This window comes from Gordonia sp. SID5947 (assembly GCF_009862785.1).
Classification (GTDB): Bacteria; Actinomycetota; Actinomycetes; order Mycobacteriales; family Mycobacteriaceae; genus Gordonia.
This window is the reverse complement of the sequence record NZ_WWHU01000001.1, coordinates 4,405,229-4,418,511: the sequence shown is the minus strand read 5'-3', so window position 1 is coordinate 4,418,511 and position 13,283 is coordinate 4,405,229. Positions and strand designations below refer to the sequence as shown.

General features: G+C 67.1%; 12 protein-coding genes and 1 pseudogene. 4 read left to right on the top strand and 9 right to left on the bottom strand.

The annotated features are described in order from the left end of the window. Window positions 1–8 precede the first annotated feature (8 nt). A complete protein-coding gene (locus tag GTV32_RS20235) occupies window positions 9–1,616 on the bottom strand; it encodes a hypothetical protein (protein ID WP_161061835.1) in 1,608 nt (535 codons plus the stop codon). A 174-nt stretch (window positions 1,617–1,790) separates the two neighbouring features. Continuing rightward, window positions 1,791–2,711: pseudogene (locus GTV32_RS20230) on the bottom strand (Ppx/GppA phosphatase family protein); the annotation flags it as partial. A gap of 145 nt (window positions 2,712–2,856) precedes the next feature. On the opposite strand from GTV32_RS20230, the gene GTV32_RS20225 reads away from it, so the two are divergent. Further along, entirely contained in the window at window positions 2,857–3,684 is an 828-nt protein-coding gene (locus GTV32_RS20225; protein WP_161062662.1) for a hypothetical protein, read from the top strand. Between the two features lie 53 nt (window positions 3,685–3,737). Here GTV32_RS20225 and GTV32_RS20220 read toward each other — a convergent pair whose 3' ends face one another. The 4 genes from GTV32_RS20220 to GTV32_RS20205 form a co-directional block, all read right to left on the bottom strand. Further along, window positions 3,738–4,424, bottom strand: a complete 687-nt coding sequence (locus tag GTV32_RS20220) for a response regulator transcription factor (RefSeq protein ID WP_161061833.1) — start codon at window positions 4,422–4,424, stop codon at window positions 3,738–3,740. Continuing rightward, the gene (locus GTV32_RS20215) at window positions 4,425–5,831 is read right to left on the bottom strand and encodes an ATP-binding protein (protein ID WP_343287401.1); all 1,407 of its coding nucleotides are present in this window, start codon (window positions 5,829–5,831) and stop codon (window positions 4,425–4,427) included. 152 nt (window positions 5,832–5,983) lie between these two features. Continuing rightward, window positions 5,984–6,316, bottom strand: a complete 333-nt coding sequence (locus GTV32_RS20210; RefSeq protein WP_161061832.1) for a GNAT family N-acetyltransferase — start codon at window positions 6,314–6,316, stop codon at window positions 5,984–5,986. 63 nt (window positions 6,317–6,379) lie between these two features. Continuing rightward, window positions 6,380–7,126 (bottom strand): phosphoglyceromutase, encoded by a 747-nt coding sequence (locus GTV32_RS20205; protein WP_161061831.1) that lies wholly within the window; start codon window positions 7,124–7,126, stop codon window positions 6,380–6,382. A gap of 115 nt (window positions 7,127–7,241) precedes the next feature. On the opposite strand from GTV32_RS20205, the gene GTV32_RS20200 reads away from it, so the two are divergent. After that, the gene (locus tag GTV32_RS20200) at window positions 7,242–8,675 is read left to right on the top strand and encodes an APC family permease (RefSeq protein WP_161061830.1); all 1,434 of its coding nucleotides are present in this window, start codon (window positions 7,242–7,244) and stop codon (window positions 8,673–8,675) included. Window positions 8,676–8,754: 79 nt separating this feature from the next. On the opposite strand, the gene GTV32_RS20195 is transcribed toward GTV32_RS20200, so the two are convergent. After that, entirely contained in the window at window positions 8,755–10,359 is a 1,605-nt protein-coding gene (locus GTV32_RS20195; protein WP_161061829.1) for an AMP-binding protein, read from the bottom strand. A 170-nt stretch (window positions 10,360–10,529) separates the two neighbouring features. Here GTV32_RS20195 and GTV32_RS20190 point away from each other — a divergent pair, with 170 nt between their 5' ends. Then, window positions 10,530–11,009 carry a DUF2975 domain-containing protein gene (locus GTV32_RS20190; RefSeq protein WP_161061828.1) on the top strand — a complete coding sequence of 160 codons (480 nt, stop codon included), beginning with the start codon at window positions 10,530–10,532 and terminating at the stop codon, window positions 11,007–11,009. Then, complete coding sequence (locus GTV32_RS20185; protein WP_161061827.1) at window positions 11,009–11,215, top strand: helix-turn-helix transcriptional regulator; 207 nt, start codon at window positions 11,009–11,011, stop codon at window positions 11,213–11,215. Before GTV32_RS20190 ends, GTV32_RS20185 begins: the two co-directional genes overlap by 1 nt. Window positions 11,216–11,242: 27 nt before the next feature. Here the strand turns inward: GTV32_RS20185 and GTV32_RS20180 are convergent, their stop codons facing one another. Together GTV32_RS20180 and mshA are read right to left on the bottom strand one after the other, a co-directional pair. Further along, window positions 11,243–11,860, bottom strand: a complete 618-nt coding sequence (locus GTV32_RS20180) for a YbjN domain-containing protein (RefSeq protein WP_161061826.1) — start codon at window positions 11,858–11,860, stop codon at window positions 11,243–11,245. 4 nt (window positions 11,861–11,864) lie between these two features. Continuing rightward, complete coding sequence (mshA, locus tag GTV32_RS20175; RefSeq protein ID WP_161061825.1) at window positions 11,865–13,214, bottom strand: D-inositol-3-phosphate glycosyltransferase; 1,350 nt, start codon at window positions 13,212–13,214, stop codon at window positions 11,865–11,867. Between the last annotated feature and the right edge of the window lie 69 nt (window positions 13,215–13,283).

The following is a 13,283-nucleotide window of genomic DNA, read 5'->3' as shown; positions in this document are numbered from 1 at the left end:
GGGACGGCTCAGGTCGCCAACAACACCAGTGGGCCGATCGTCACGATCAGCCCCACGCCCAGCGCGAGCAGGGTGGTGGTGAGGTCCTTGGTGCGCCGCACGAGGTGCGCGAAGGTGACGATCCCGAATATCACCAATACAGCCAGTACCAGCGCAAAGTAGACGTTCCACTTCCACAGTTCGGTGAAGCCCCAGAACAGGCCCACACCGATGACCAGTCCCGCGATCGACTGTCCGATCACCAGGAGCCACGCCACCGCCGGCGAATGCTCAGCCCGCCCGGCCGGCCGTTTCGTGTCCTTGTCGGCCTGCTCGTCGTCGGTCTGCTCGGCAACGGTCCGCGCGGCGTCGGTCCGCTCGGCTTCGGTCTGCTCGTCGGCGGTCGCCGCAGGCGCGTTCGCCGGCGCGACGTCACGGTCGCTGGTCGTCGCGACCGGGTCGAGGGCCTCGGCGCGTGCGGTCTCGACCGCCGCAGCCCGACGGCGACCGGCGCGGGTGCTGAGGTCGTCGGGAGCCGGGCCGTCGGTGCCCGGATCGGTGTCGGTGTGATCCGCCTCGGTCTCCGCGTCCTCGACGACCCCGCCGATGTACTCGGTCCGGGCGTCGGCGGGATCCGACGGCTCGGGAACGGTCGGCGCGGCAAATGCGGCGGTGCCGCCCACCGACAGATCCTCGACGTCGGGTTCCGGATCGGTGTCGCCGACGACGTGGTCGGGCTCGACCAGGCCGTCGAACTCGGGTTCGTCGGCGACGAACTGCTCACGCTCGCGAGCCGCCGCCGGGCGGGCCGACCGGTCGGTCTTCTTCTGCTTGTTCTTGAGCCAGCCGAAGCGCCGCTTCGGGGGCTCGGGCTCCTCGTCGATGTCGGCGAACGCACGGTATGCCTCGAAGTCGTCCGCGGCTTCCGGCTCGTCGGTGACCTGCGACGCCCCGGCCGGAGAGGCCAGGTCGTAACCGTCGACGTCGTCGGGCTCCACAACCACGAGTTCGTCGTCATCGCTGTCGCCCACCACCGGGATGATCCCGGTCACCGCGTTCGCGTTCGCCGCCTCGGCGGCCGATGCACGACCACGCGGCGCCGGACCCGGCCGGTTCGCGCCGGTCCCGGGCGCGCCGCGCCCGGCGCCCGGTGAGGCACTGAAGTCACGCGTGGACGGGGAGGCATATCCGGGCATGCCACTCGCGGTGGGACCGGACGGCCGACTCGACGGTGGCGCCGAGGAGGTCGGACCGGACTTGGCCGGCGGGAACGGCGAAGGCGACCGGTCGGCGACCGGCCGGTCTTCGGCATAACGCCGCGCGACGGGGTTCGCGGAACGCGGGAACGAGCCGGTCTCGTCACGACCGCCATCGGCAGCTGGCGGCTCCGGGGCCGGCCGGCGGTTGCTGTCGGTCTCTGGCTCGGCGGTACCGGCATCGGTGTCGTCGGCCGATCGGACGCGCGGGATCTCACCGGTCAGTTCGGACACCGACACCGAACCCTCACGGCCCACTCGGCGCCTGCCCCGCCCCTCGCGGGTACCACCGGAGGTGGCGCCGCCCGCCTCGCGACTCCGTGCCAGCAATTCCGACACGGAGATCGGTCGTGAGTCCGGTGCATCCGGTTCGTTCGCCATCAGAGTGCGCTCTCCGTCCTCGAGATCAACCCGCCCCCACGCGGGACATCGTCGTCATACGTGTGTCCGATGTCCTCCGCCACTGCGGATCGGGCACACCGGTCATCCAACGCCGCGGTCCACCCCCCTGGTTCCCACGGCTCCGTCTCCGATGGACTCTGCCGACTCTGCCGGCTCCGAGTCGAGCCGACGCAGGATGACCCCCTCGCGCAGCGCCCACGGACAGATCTCAAGTGTATCGACTGACAACGCCCGCATGGCCGCCTCCGCCACAAGAGCTCCGGCAACCAGCTGACCTGCACGGTCAGCGCTCACCCCCTCGAGCTCGGCGCGGTCGTCGCGGGTCATCCGCGAGATGAACGAGATCAGCTGACGGAGCCCGCTCGACGTCAACTGCCGCGTCACGCGGGGCCCTGCGCTCGACGGCGCGGCGCCGGTCAGCCGTGCCAGGCTCCGGAATGTCTTCGACGTACCGACCGCGAGGTCGGGTTTTCCCGGATCGATGAGTTCCTTCGCCGCGGGCCGCAACTCGGCGTCTAGCCAGTCCCGCAGTACCGACACGCGGCGCCGGTCCGGCGGATCACCGGGCAGCCATTCCCGTGTGAGCCGGCCGGCACCGAGCGGCACCGACAGCGCCACCTCGGGTTCCTCGTCGACCCCGTTGGACATCTCGAGTGAGCCGCCGCCGATGTCGAGGGCGAGGATGCGGCCTGCGCTCCAGCCGTACCACCGCCGCACGGCCAACGACGTCAGTCGTGCCTCGTCGGGGCCGGAGAGCACGGTGACCTGGACGCCGGTCTTCCGTGCGACCTCCGCCAGCACCTCGTCGCTGTTGCTCGCGTCGCGTACCGCCGACGTCGCGAAGGCCATGATCTGCTCACAGCCCGACGTCGACGCGATGTGGGTGAACTCGTCCACTGACTCGATGAGCTTGGCGGACGCGCGATCGGACAGGCGGCCGCGGTCATCGATCTGCTCGGCGAGGCGCAGCACGGATTTGGTCGAACTCATCGGGGTGGGATGGCCGCCGCGGTGGGCGTCGACCACCAGCAGATGAACCGTGTTGCTGCCCACGTCGAGCACTCCTAGACGCACGTCCTCAAACCCTACTGCGTCGTCGCCGACGGCACCTCGGAGACCCACGCAGCGGTCCGGAACCCGGCGCGTCCCCGCGCGACATGCGAACACGCCACAGGCGGTTACCGTGGACACCATGGCCGACACCGAAGCATCCACGCGCATGCGACCCGCGCCCGAGGTGGATCTCGACTTCCCGCGTGAATGGTACGAATTCGCCGATCCCGACAATGCCGAACACGTCATCCGCGCGGATATGACGTGGTTGCTCTCGCATTGGACCTGTGTGTTCGGGACGCCGGCTTGCCAGGGCATCATCGAGGGCCGCGAACACGACGGCTGCTGTAGTCACGGCGCCTACCTGTCCGACAAGGCCGACCGTCGCAAACTGGCCGAGGGTATGGCCATGCTGACCCCCGACGACTGGCAGTTCCACAAGAAGGGCTCCGGCAAGGATCCGCTCGGGCCGCGCGGCTACCTCGAAGAGGGCGAACTCGACGACGAGCCGGCACTCAAGACGAGAAAGTACAAGGGCGCCTGCATCTTTCTCAATCGACCGGGCTTCGAGGGCGGGACCGGTTGCGCATTGCACTCGATGGCACTGCGGCGGGGACTCGAACCGCTCACCGTGAAACCCGAGGTCTGCTGGCAATTGCCGATGCGTCGCGAGGAGAGCTGGGTGGAGCGTCCCGACGGCACCGAGGTCCTCCAGACCACCATCACCGAGTTCGACCGACGCGGCTGGGGCGAGGGCGGCCACGACCTCAAGTGGTACTGCTCCGGCTCTCCCGACGCGCACGTCGGCGCCACGCAGGTCTGGGAGTCCTATGGCCCGGAGCTGACCGAACTGATCGGCAAACGCGCCTACGACGCGCTCGCCGCCGCGTGCCGGCGACGAAACGGGCTGGGGCTGATCGCGATTCATCCGGCGACCGCCGCCGCGACGACCCGCCGGGAGACCGACATCAAATACGAGATCCTCGAAGACTGACCTGTCGGCCTCGGCGACGGGTCACCGAATCGCGTCGATGTGCGGGAGCCGGTCTACGGTTCGAACTTGTAGCCGAGACCGCGCACCGTCACGAGATGTTTCGGAGTGCCCGGGTCGGGTTCGATCTTGGACCGCAGGCGCTTGACGTGGACGTCGAGGGTCTTGGTGTCACCGACGTAGTCGGCGCCCCAGACCCGATCGATCAACTGGCCACGGGTGAGGACCCGTCCGGCATTGCGCAACAGGTACTCGAGGAGGTCGAACTCCTTGAGCGGCAACGTCGTCGTCTGACCGGCGACAGCCACCGTGTGGCGCTCCACGTCCATCCGCACCGGCCCCTCCTCCAGCACGCCGATGGTCAACTCCTCGTCGCCCACGTCGCCGCCGCGGCGCAGCACGGCACGGATGCGCGCGATCAGTTCACGGGCCGAGTACGGCTTGGTGACGTAATCGTCTGCGCCCAGTTCGAGACCGACGACCTTGTCGATCTCGCTGTCACGGGCGGTCACCATGATCACCGGCACACCAGAGCGCGCCCTCAGTGACTTGCAGATCTCGGTCCCCGACATGCCGGGCAGCATCACGTCGAGGAGGACGATGTCCGGACTGACCCGGTCGAACGCGGTGAGCGCCTGCGCCCCATCGGTGACGACACTGGCCTCGAATCCCTCTTTGCGGAGCAGGAAGGCCAACGGGTCGGCCAACGATTCCTCGTCCTCGACGATCAATACGTGCGTCACCTATGCAATTCCTTTGGTCGACTCGGGTGATCCGATCCGGCGCATCGACGCCGGATCGTGGGGTTCGGGCGGTTCCAGATCGTCGTCGAGGGCTTCCGGGGACATGTCCTGCGGGATGCTGAGGGTGAACGTGGATCCGGTGCCCGGCTTGCTCCACAGCCCGATGTTGCCGCCGTGATTGGCCGCCACATGCTTCACGATGGCCAGACCGAGACCGGTGCCCCCGGTATGGCGTGACCGTGCCTTGTCCACGCGGAAGAATCTCTCGAAGACGCGCTCTTGGTTGTCGGGTGCGATGCCGATCCCGCGATCGGTCACCGCCAGCGCCACCATCGGGCGACCCTGGGTGGTGGTGATGCGGCGGCTGATGGAGACCGTGGTGTTGGCGGGCGAGTACGCGATGGCGTTCACCACCAGGTTGGACAATGCGGTCAGCAGGAGCCGACGATCGCCGCGCACCGTCAGCCCGGACGGCTCATCCGCCCGGAGGGTGATGGAGGCGGCTTCGGCGCTGGTGCTGGCGGTGTCGACCGCTTCGGATACCAACTCGTCGACGTCGACCGCGACGAACTCCGATGTCTCGCCACCCTGCAGACGCGACAGGGCGATGAGCTCGCTGACCATGTTGCCCAGGCGACCGGATTCGATCATCACGCGACGTCCGAAATGCTGGACCGACTCCGGGTCGTCGGAGGACTCGAGGAGAGCCTCGGCGAGCAGGCCGATCGCGCCCACCGGTGTCTTCAACTCGTGCGAGACGTTGGCGACGAAGTCGCGCCGGGTCGCCTCCACGCGGGAATGCTCGGTGTCGTCGACGCCGTAGACCACCGCGTAGCGCTCGTCCTCGTGCGCGACGAGCCGCACGAGGCATCGCACCGATTCGACGTTGCGCGCCGTGGTACGCCCGGTGGAGATGAAACCGAGCGACGACTGGGTCGGGGTGAACTCGAACCGCGCCTCGACCTCGGTGTCGAGAACTTCTTTGGCCGCATCCCACACTGCGTCGGCGAGCAGCCGATCACGGACGACGCCGAGTTCCACCGCCTGATGGTTGTAGAGGACGACGTCGCGGAACCGGTCCACCACCGCCACGGCACTCTCGCTGTGCCGCACGATGAGACTCAGCAGTCCGGCCTTGGTCATCCGCCCGTCGTCGGTGGTCACGTCGACGTCGGTGTCACGCAGCTCCGCCGCGTCGTCCACCTCGCGCGGTGCGTGCGCGGCGTGCAGGCGCGTTTCCAGCAATGAGGTCGCCACCTGAGCCGAGGTCGCCGAGGGCGAACTCTTCTTGGGAGCGGGTCTCCACACACGGCCGGCGATCCAGCTCCGGCCGTGCCAGCCGAGTCCGACGAGCACTCCGCAGAGCAGCGCGAGCGCGAAAGCCGCGACCAACAATGCAACGGTCACAATTGCAGCTTACGGCGCACCAAACGCATACTGCACATTCCCGGCCATTGTTCCGCGGCTGTTCACCGGTTGTTCGACCGTTCCGGACACGCCGCGGACGGGCGGTTGCTACACCCGACGCTCCCGTCGCGGTCGGATGGCCCGACCGCCCGTCACTGCGGTACGGAGACCGCCATGTCGGCGTACTCGGGGTTCTGGGAGATGAATCGCTGCACATACGAGCAGACCGGCATCACCTGCTTACCGGTTGCGCGGATGTCGTCGAGAACATACCGAACCAGTTGTCCCGCATAGCCATGACCGCTGAACTGCTCGCGGACGACCGTGTGGGTCAGCACCACCTGATAGGGCTCCGAGACATAGTCGAGATAGCCGACCATCTCGTCGTCGCCACTGCCGTCGGCCGCCGGATCCGGCGTCAAGATCGCTTCGTACCGCTCCTGAGCAGGGGAATGGTTGATACGCAAGGTCCCGACGTTCGCCATGGCATCCAATGTAGCGCGCGCCACACCTTGGGGACCATGACGATTTTGTTACAGCTGGTCGAGCTACTTCTGCCCCTGCGCGGCAACGGCTGCGGCGCCGGCCGCGGCGGCCTCCGGGTCCAGGTACGTGCCCCCGGGGTTGAGGGGTTTCAGGTCCTCGTCGAGGTCATAGCGCAGCGGGTTGCCGGTCGGGATGTTGAGCCCTGCGATATCGGCATCGGAGATCTCGTCGAGGTACTTGACCAACGCGCGCAGCGAATTGCCGTGCGCCGCGACCAGGACTGTCTTGCCCGCCCGGATGTCGGCGGCGATCGTCTCGGTGAAGTACGGGACCATCCGCGCCACCACGTCTTTGAGGCATTCGGTCACCGGCACCTCGGCGAGGTCGGCATACCGCGGATCGTCGGACTGGCTGTAGCGGGCATCTCGCTCGATGGGCGGCGGTGGCGTGTCGTAGCTGCGACGCCACAGCATGAACTGTTCCTGGCCGTACTTCTCGAGGGTGTCCGCCTTGTTCAGCCCCTGCAACGCGCCGTAGTGACGCTCGTTGAGCCGCCAGTCGCGGGTGACCGGGATCCAGTGGCGATCCGCCTTGTCGAGAGCGATCTGCGCGGTCTGGATCGCACGGCGAAGCAGCGACGTGTACAGGACGTCGGGCAGGACCTCGTGTTCGACGAGCAACTCACCGGCACGGACCGCCTCGGCTTCCCCCTTCTCGGTGAGCGCGACGTCGACCCAGCCGGTGAACTGGTTCGACGCGTTCCACTCACTCTCGCCGTGCCGCATCAGGATCAAGGTGCCGTTGCTCATGGGAAGAGTTTCGCATAACCACCACGGCGCCACCGTCTGCGCCCGCACGGCGACGAACCGGCCTCAGAACCACCAAGAGCGCGCAATCCGGTCAAATCGGGTCTAGCTTCTCTACATGACCGTCAGCGCGGAGACCGGGGCGGCCGGCGCCGGAAAACCCGAACAGCCCGAACTCAGGCGTGTGCTCGGATGGAAACTGCTGTTGCTGTTCATCATCGGCGACATCCTCGGTACCGGCGTCTACGCGCTCACGGGCCAGGTGGCCGGCGAGGTGGGCGGCGCGGCCTGGGCGCCGTTCCTCATCGCCTTTGCCGTGGCCACCCTCACGGCGTTCTCCTACCTCGAACTCGTGACCAAATACCCCCAGGCCGCCGGCGCCGCGCTGTACGTGCACAAGGCATTCGGCATCCACTTCATCACGTTCATCGTGCTGTTCACGGTGATGTGTTCGGGCATCACGTCGGCCACGACGGCGTCACGGGCGTTCGCGGTGAACATGCTCACGGCGTTCAGCGGTGGCGACAAGCCGGACGCCACCAGCCCGGCCCTGCTGTTCTTCGCGATCGCGTTCCTGCTCGTCGTCATGTTCATCAACTTCCGCGGGGTCGCCGAGGGTGTCGGGACCAATTTGGTGTTGACCCTGGTCGAACTCTCCGGTCTGCTGCTGGTGATCTTCATCGGCTACTGGTTCATCGTCGGCGGCAACGCCGAGCACTGGGATGCGGTGATCGCCTTCGAGACACCGGACGACAAGAACGTCTTCGTCGCCATCACGGCCGCCACCTCGCTGGCATTCTTCGCTCTCGTGGGGTTCGAGGACTCGGTGAACATGGCCGAGGAGTGCAAAGACCCGGTGCGCATCTTCCCGAAGGTGATGCTCAGCGGATTGGCGATCACCGCGGTGGTCTACGTGCTCATCTCGATCGCCGCCGTCGCGATCGTCCCCGTCGGCGTACTGGCCGAGAGTGAGACGCCACTCGTCGACGTCGTCCAGGCTGCGGCACCCGACTTCCCCATCGGCGACCTCCTGCCGTGGATCTCGATGTTCGCGGTCGCCAACACCGCGCTGATCAACATGATGATGGCCAGCCGTCTGCTGTATGGCATGTCGAAGCAGGGCGTGCTCCCCGCGTTCCTGTCCTACGTTCACCCCGGACGACGGACGCCGGTCGCAGGCATCATCTTCACCACGGTCATCGCCCTGTGCCTGCTCGTCTATGTGAGCGCGGACCCCGAGAGTTCAGTGGTGGGCCTCCTGGGCGGCACCACCGCTCTGCTCCTGCTGGCCGTGTTCACCGTGGTGAACGTCTCGGTGCTCGTTCTCCGGCGTAAACCAGTGCAGCACAAACACTTCCGCACATGGACCCCGCTCGCGGTCCTCGGCGCGGTCACCTGCGGGTATCTCACGCTTCCGGTGACCGGCCGAGACTCCGAGCAGTACGTCATCGCCGGATGGTTGCTCCTGCTCGGCGTGCTCCTATGGGCGATCACGTACTGGCACCACAGACGCCGTCACGTCCCCGAGGGGCACCTCGAGGACGTGAACTGAGGGCCCGGTCCCCGAGCAGCCGCACCGCTCCGCCGGTCGAGTAGCCGGACGACGGAGCGGCGCTCCGCGGGTCGGCGGCTCAGCGCCGCAGGTCCTTCCGCAGGATCTTCCCCGACGCCGATTTCGGGATCTGCTCGATGAACTCGACGGCGCGGACCTTCTTGTGCGGCGCGACCTTCGCCGCGACGAACTCGACCACCTCGGCCTCGGTCAGTTCGGCATCGGGCTGCTTGACGACGAAGGCCTTCGGGATCTCCTCGCCGTCCTCGTCGTCGACGCCGATCACCGCGGTGTCGGCGATCTTCGGATGCGTCAGCAACAACGCCTCGAGCTCGGCGGGCGGCACCTGATAACCCTTGTACTTGATGAGCTCCTTGAGCCGGTCGACGATGTAGACGCAGCCGGTCGGATCGACCTGCGCCATGTCGCCGGTGTGCAGGTAGCCGTCCGCGTCGATCGTGTCGGCGGTGGCCTGTTGGTTGTTCAGGTAGCCCAGCATCACGTTCGGGCCCTTCACCCACAGTTCCCCGGGCGCGGACAGTCCTTCCGACGGGAGCGGGATCTCATCGCCGGTCGCCGGATCGACGAGCTTGTTCTCTGTGTTGGGGATCGCCCAGCCGGTCGACGAGAGCGGCGGCTCGTCGAGCCCGAGTGCGGCTTTCGTGTCGACCGGGATCTGATGACTGACCGGTGACAGTTCGCTCATGCCGTACCCCTGCAGCATGTGCAGGTCCAGGCGCTTGGCGACCGCCTTACCCAGCTCACCGTCGAGCGGGGCCGCCCCCGACATCATCACCTGCAACGAGGACAGGTCGTAGTCGTCGACAATCGGATGCTTCGCCAGCGCGACCGCGACCGGCGGCGCGATGTAGGCGCTGGTGACCTTGTAGGTCTGGATGTTCTCCAGGAACTCGACAAGGTCGAAGCGCGGCATGATGACCAGCCGGCCGCGGTTGTACAGCGCCGCGTTGAGCAACACGGTCATGCCGTAGATGTGGAAGAACGGCAGCACCGCGATCACCACGTCGTCGTGGGTCATCCCCTGCAGCGGTTTGATCTGAGCGACGTTGGCCACCAGATTGCGATGACTGAGCGCGACGCCCTTCGGGTTGCCGGTGGTGCCCGAACTGTAGGGGAGGGCGGCGACATGCGTGGCCGGGTCGATCGCGATGTCGGGAGCGGGCAGTTCCGGCCCGAGCAGGTCGACCGCGTTCGGGTGACCGGAGCTCTCCTGTCCCTCCCCGTCGAGGACGATCAGGTTCTCGTCGGCGATGCCGACCTCTGCGGCCGCCGCCGCGGCCTGCTCGAGCATCGGCGAGATCGTGATCAGCATCGTCGCCTTCGAGTCGGTCAGCTGCTTGGCGATCTCCGGCGCCGTGAACAGCGCATTGATCGTCGTCGCGGTGCCACCGGCACGCAGAATCCCGTGGAAGACGGTCGCAAAGGCCGGGATGTTCGGCGACAGGACGCCGACCACGTCTCCGACACCGATGCCGCGCGCGGCCAAGGCGCCTGCCGCCGCATCGATCTGGCCGATCAGACGCCGATAGGTGGTCTCGTCTCCCGACTTCGGATCGACCAGGGCCACCCGGTCGAGGTCGTCGTCGGCGATCGACCCGAACAAGAAGTCGTACACGCTGACATCGGGGATCTCGACGTCGGGAAAGGGACTCGTGAAGCTCATGACACCTCCGTTGGGGGATTCCGGGTAAATCGTAGCAACATCCATTGTCATGATTCACCAGAACGCATGTCCGCATCGCCGGTTTTCCGCACCGCGATCCGACAGGTCAGCGTTCACCAGACATCGTGAAACCCATTGACATTCGATATTCCTACATCGATTATCGATATATGAACGTTGACAAGCGAGTGGTCGCACTCTTACGGACGGCGCTGATCGCTCTGTTCGTCGTGATGGTCGTGCTGCAGACGCTGTCCTTTCCCGGGCAGTTCGCACACATGGCCGCGGAGTCACCGGACATGGCCTACCTCCGATGGCCCGCCACGGCCCTCACCGCGTTCCTCATCGTGTGCGTCGAGGTGGTGATCGTCTGCATCTGGCGCCTGCTGACCCTGGTACGCGGCGACCGGATCTTCACCACCGCTTCTCTCATCTGGGTCGACGTGATCCTGTGGTCGATCCTGGCCGGCTGGCTGGCCTTCGCGGCCGCGTTCCTCTACGTCGGCCTGCATGCCGACGATCCGGGACTGCCCCTGCTGATGTTCGTCTGCCTCACCGCCGCCGGCGTGATCGGACTCCTGATGGTGGTGATGCGGGCACTGCTCCGGCAGGCGACCGCGCTGCGCGCAGACATGGACACGGTGATCTGATGCCGATCATCGTCCGCATCGACGTCGAACTGGCCAGACGGAAGATGAGTGTCGGCGAGTTCGCCGAACGGGTCGGCCTCACCCCGGCGAACGTCTCGGTGTTGAAGAACGGTCGCGCCAAGGCGATCCGGTTCAGCACCCTCGAGGCGATGTGTCGTGTGCTCGATTGCCAGCCCGGCGACCTGCTCGAATATGTGGACGAATGACCGTCCGCCGGAAGACGCCGCGCGCGTTCAGTTCTCGTTGCCGTCGGCCAGGGCGGTATCGGGCTGCTCGCCCGCCCGGTCCACTGCGGTGTCCCCGGGTACATATCGTCCCTCGAGGGGTTCGCCCGGCTCCGGGAGCGACTCCTTGTCGATGAGGTGCTCGAAGGCGAGGAGGTTGCGCAGGGATTCGCCACGCGAGACCCGCCACGCCCATTCACGCTGGATCGAGGCCAGGAATCCGATCTCCAAGAGGGTGTTGAAGTCGCCGTCGGCGGCCTCGAGGACCTGCCCGAGCACCCGATCCACCTCGTCGGCGCTCAGTGCGTCACCCGAGATCCGGCCGACCAGATAGATGTCACCGGTGTTGTCGATGGTGTACGCGACACCGTAGAGACGACGATTGCGGCGGAGCAGGTACCGGTAGACACCTTCGTGGTTCTCGTCCGGACGCCTGCACACGAAGGCCTCCACGCGCACCCCGTGCGGACCCGCGGTGAGCAGCACCGTGGTCTTCAGCTTGCGCTCGCCCGGCAGCTCCAACACGATGTGCTCGGCTTGGGCACCGCCCGCGTCTTTGCGACTGAACGAGATCTCCCGTTCTGTCAATGCGTTCTCGAGCAGTTCAACGATCTCTGCCTGGTTCACTCGATCACCCTTGTCCCACACTCATCTTGGACCGGCGCCTGCGCCAGCGCCGGGAACCGCGCCGCGCCGTGGCCGCGCCCGCAGCCGCCGGGTTACGGCTGGCGAACGACTGCATCGCCCCTGAATAGCTGGTGAGCAGCTGGGTTGCGGTGTGCTCCCACGAGAACTGCTCGGCATGCGCCCGGGCGTTCTGCCGGAACAGTCCCAGGCGGTCGGGATCGGCGAGGAGTCCGCCGATCGCGTGGGACCAGTCCTCGACGTCGTGCCCGTCCACCAGCACCCCGGTCCGACCGTCCGCGACGGCCACGCTCAGGCCGCCGACGTCGGCGGCCACCACCGGTGTCCCGCAGGCCTGCGCCTCGATGGCGACCAGGCCGAAGCTCTCCGAATAGCTCGGCACCGCAACCAGGTCCGACGCCCGGTACACCTGGGCGAGCCGGTCGGCGGACTGCGGCGGCAAGAAGGTCACGGCATCGGTGATGCCCAGATCAGCGGCCAGATCGATGAGAGAGGTGGGTTGGGCCAGTCCGGTACCCGACGGCCCGCCGACGATGAGGACGCGGACCGCACGCCCCTGCCTGCGCGACCGCTCGACGATGGGTGCCGCCGCGGCGAGCAACACGTCGGGAGCCTTGAGGGGCTGGATGCGTCCGACGAAGGTCAACACCGTCTCATCGTCGCGGAGGCCGAGCTCGGCCCGCGCCCAGTCGCGCGGGCCGGGCGAATACACGTCGAGATCCGCGCCCGGGGTCACCACGTCGATCCGTGAGCGGTCGGCGTTGTACATCGACACCAGCTCGGTCGCTTCGGTCTGGGTGTTCACCACCATGCGATCGGCCTCGTCGACCACCTGCTGCTCGCCGATCACCCGGAGCATCGGTTCGGCTGTGTCGCCCTTCGCCAAGGATGCGTTCTTCACCGCGGCCAGCGTGTGCGCGGTGTGGACCAACGGCACGCCCCATCGGTCCCGCGCGAGCCACCCGACCTGGCCGGACAACCAATAGTGCGAGTGGATCAGGTCGTAGTACCCGGGCTTCTGCATGGCCTCCGCCCGCAGGACGCCCGCGGTGAATGCACACAGCTGAGCAGGAAGATCACGTTTGTCGAGGCCTTCGAACGGCCCGGCCACCACGTTGCGGACGGTCACCCCGGGTGCGGCCTGGACGCTCGGTGCATCCGACGACGACGTCGCGCGGGTGAAGATCTCGACCTCGACGCCACGGCGCGCCATCCGTGTCGCCGTCTGCCAGACGTAGACGTTCATACCCCCGGCATCGCCGGTACCCGGCTGCGCAAGCGGTGACGTGTGCACGGAGATGAGTGCCACGCGCCTCGGCAACGGGGGGCTGGTCATCCCTCCACCTTAGAGAAAGTCGGCGGGACCGCTCGGCCCGGCCGCATCGCCGTCCCGACCTCCCCTGAC

Bases quoted from the DNA above. Each gene is read 5' to 3' on its own strand.
- GTV32_RS20225 (WP_161062662.1), top strand. From the start codon at position 2,857: ATGCGACCCGCGCCCGAGGTGGATCTCGACTTCCCGCGTGAATGGTAC.
- GTV32_RS20190 (WP_161061828.1), top strand. From the start codon at position 10,530: ATGAACGTTGACAAGCGAGTGGTCGCACTCTTACGGACGGCGCTGATC.
- GTV32_RS20185 (WP_161061827.1), top strand. From the start codon at position 11,009: ATGCCGATCATCGTCCGCATCGACGTCGAACTGGCCAGACGGAAGATG.
- GTV32_RS20205 (WP_161061831.1), bottom strand. From the start codon at position 7,126: ATGAGCAACGGCACCTTGATCCTGATGCGGCACGGCGAGAGTGAGTGG.
- GTV32_RS20235 (WP_161061835.1), bottom strand. From the start codon at position 1,616: ATGGCGAACGAACCGGATGCACCGGACTCACGACCGATCTCCGTGTCG.
- GTV32_RS20200 (WP_161061830.1), top strand. From the start codon at position 7,242: ATGACCGTCAGCGCGGAGACCGGGGCGGCCGGCGCCGGAAAACCCGAA.
- GTV32_RS20210 (WP_161061832.1), bottom strand. From the start codon at position 6,316: ATGGCGAACGTCGGGACCTTGCGTATCAACCATTCCCCTGCTCAGGAG.
- mshA (WP_161061825.1), bottom strand. From the start codon at position 13,214: ATGACCAGCCCCCCGTTGCCGAGGCGCGTGGCACTCATCTCCGTGCAC.
- GTV32_RS20195 (WP_161061829.1), bottom strand. From the start codon at position 10,359: ATGAGCTTCACGAGTCCCTTTCCCGACGTCGAGATCCCCGATGTCAGC.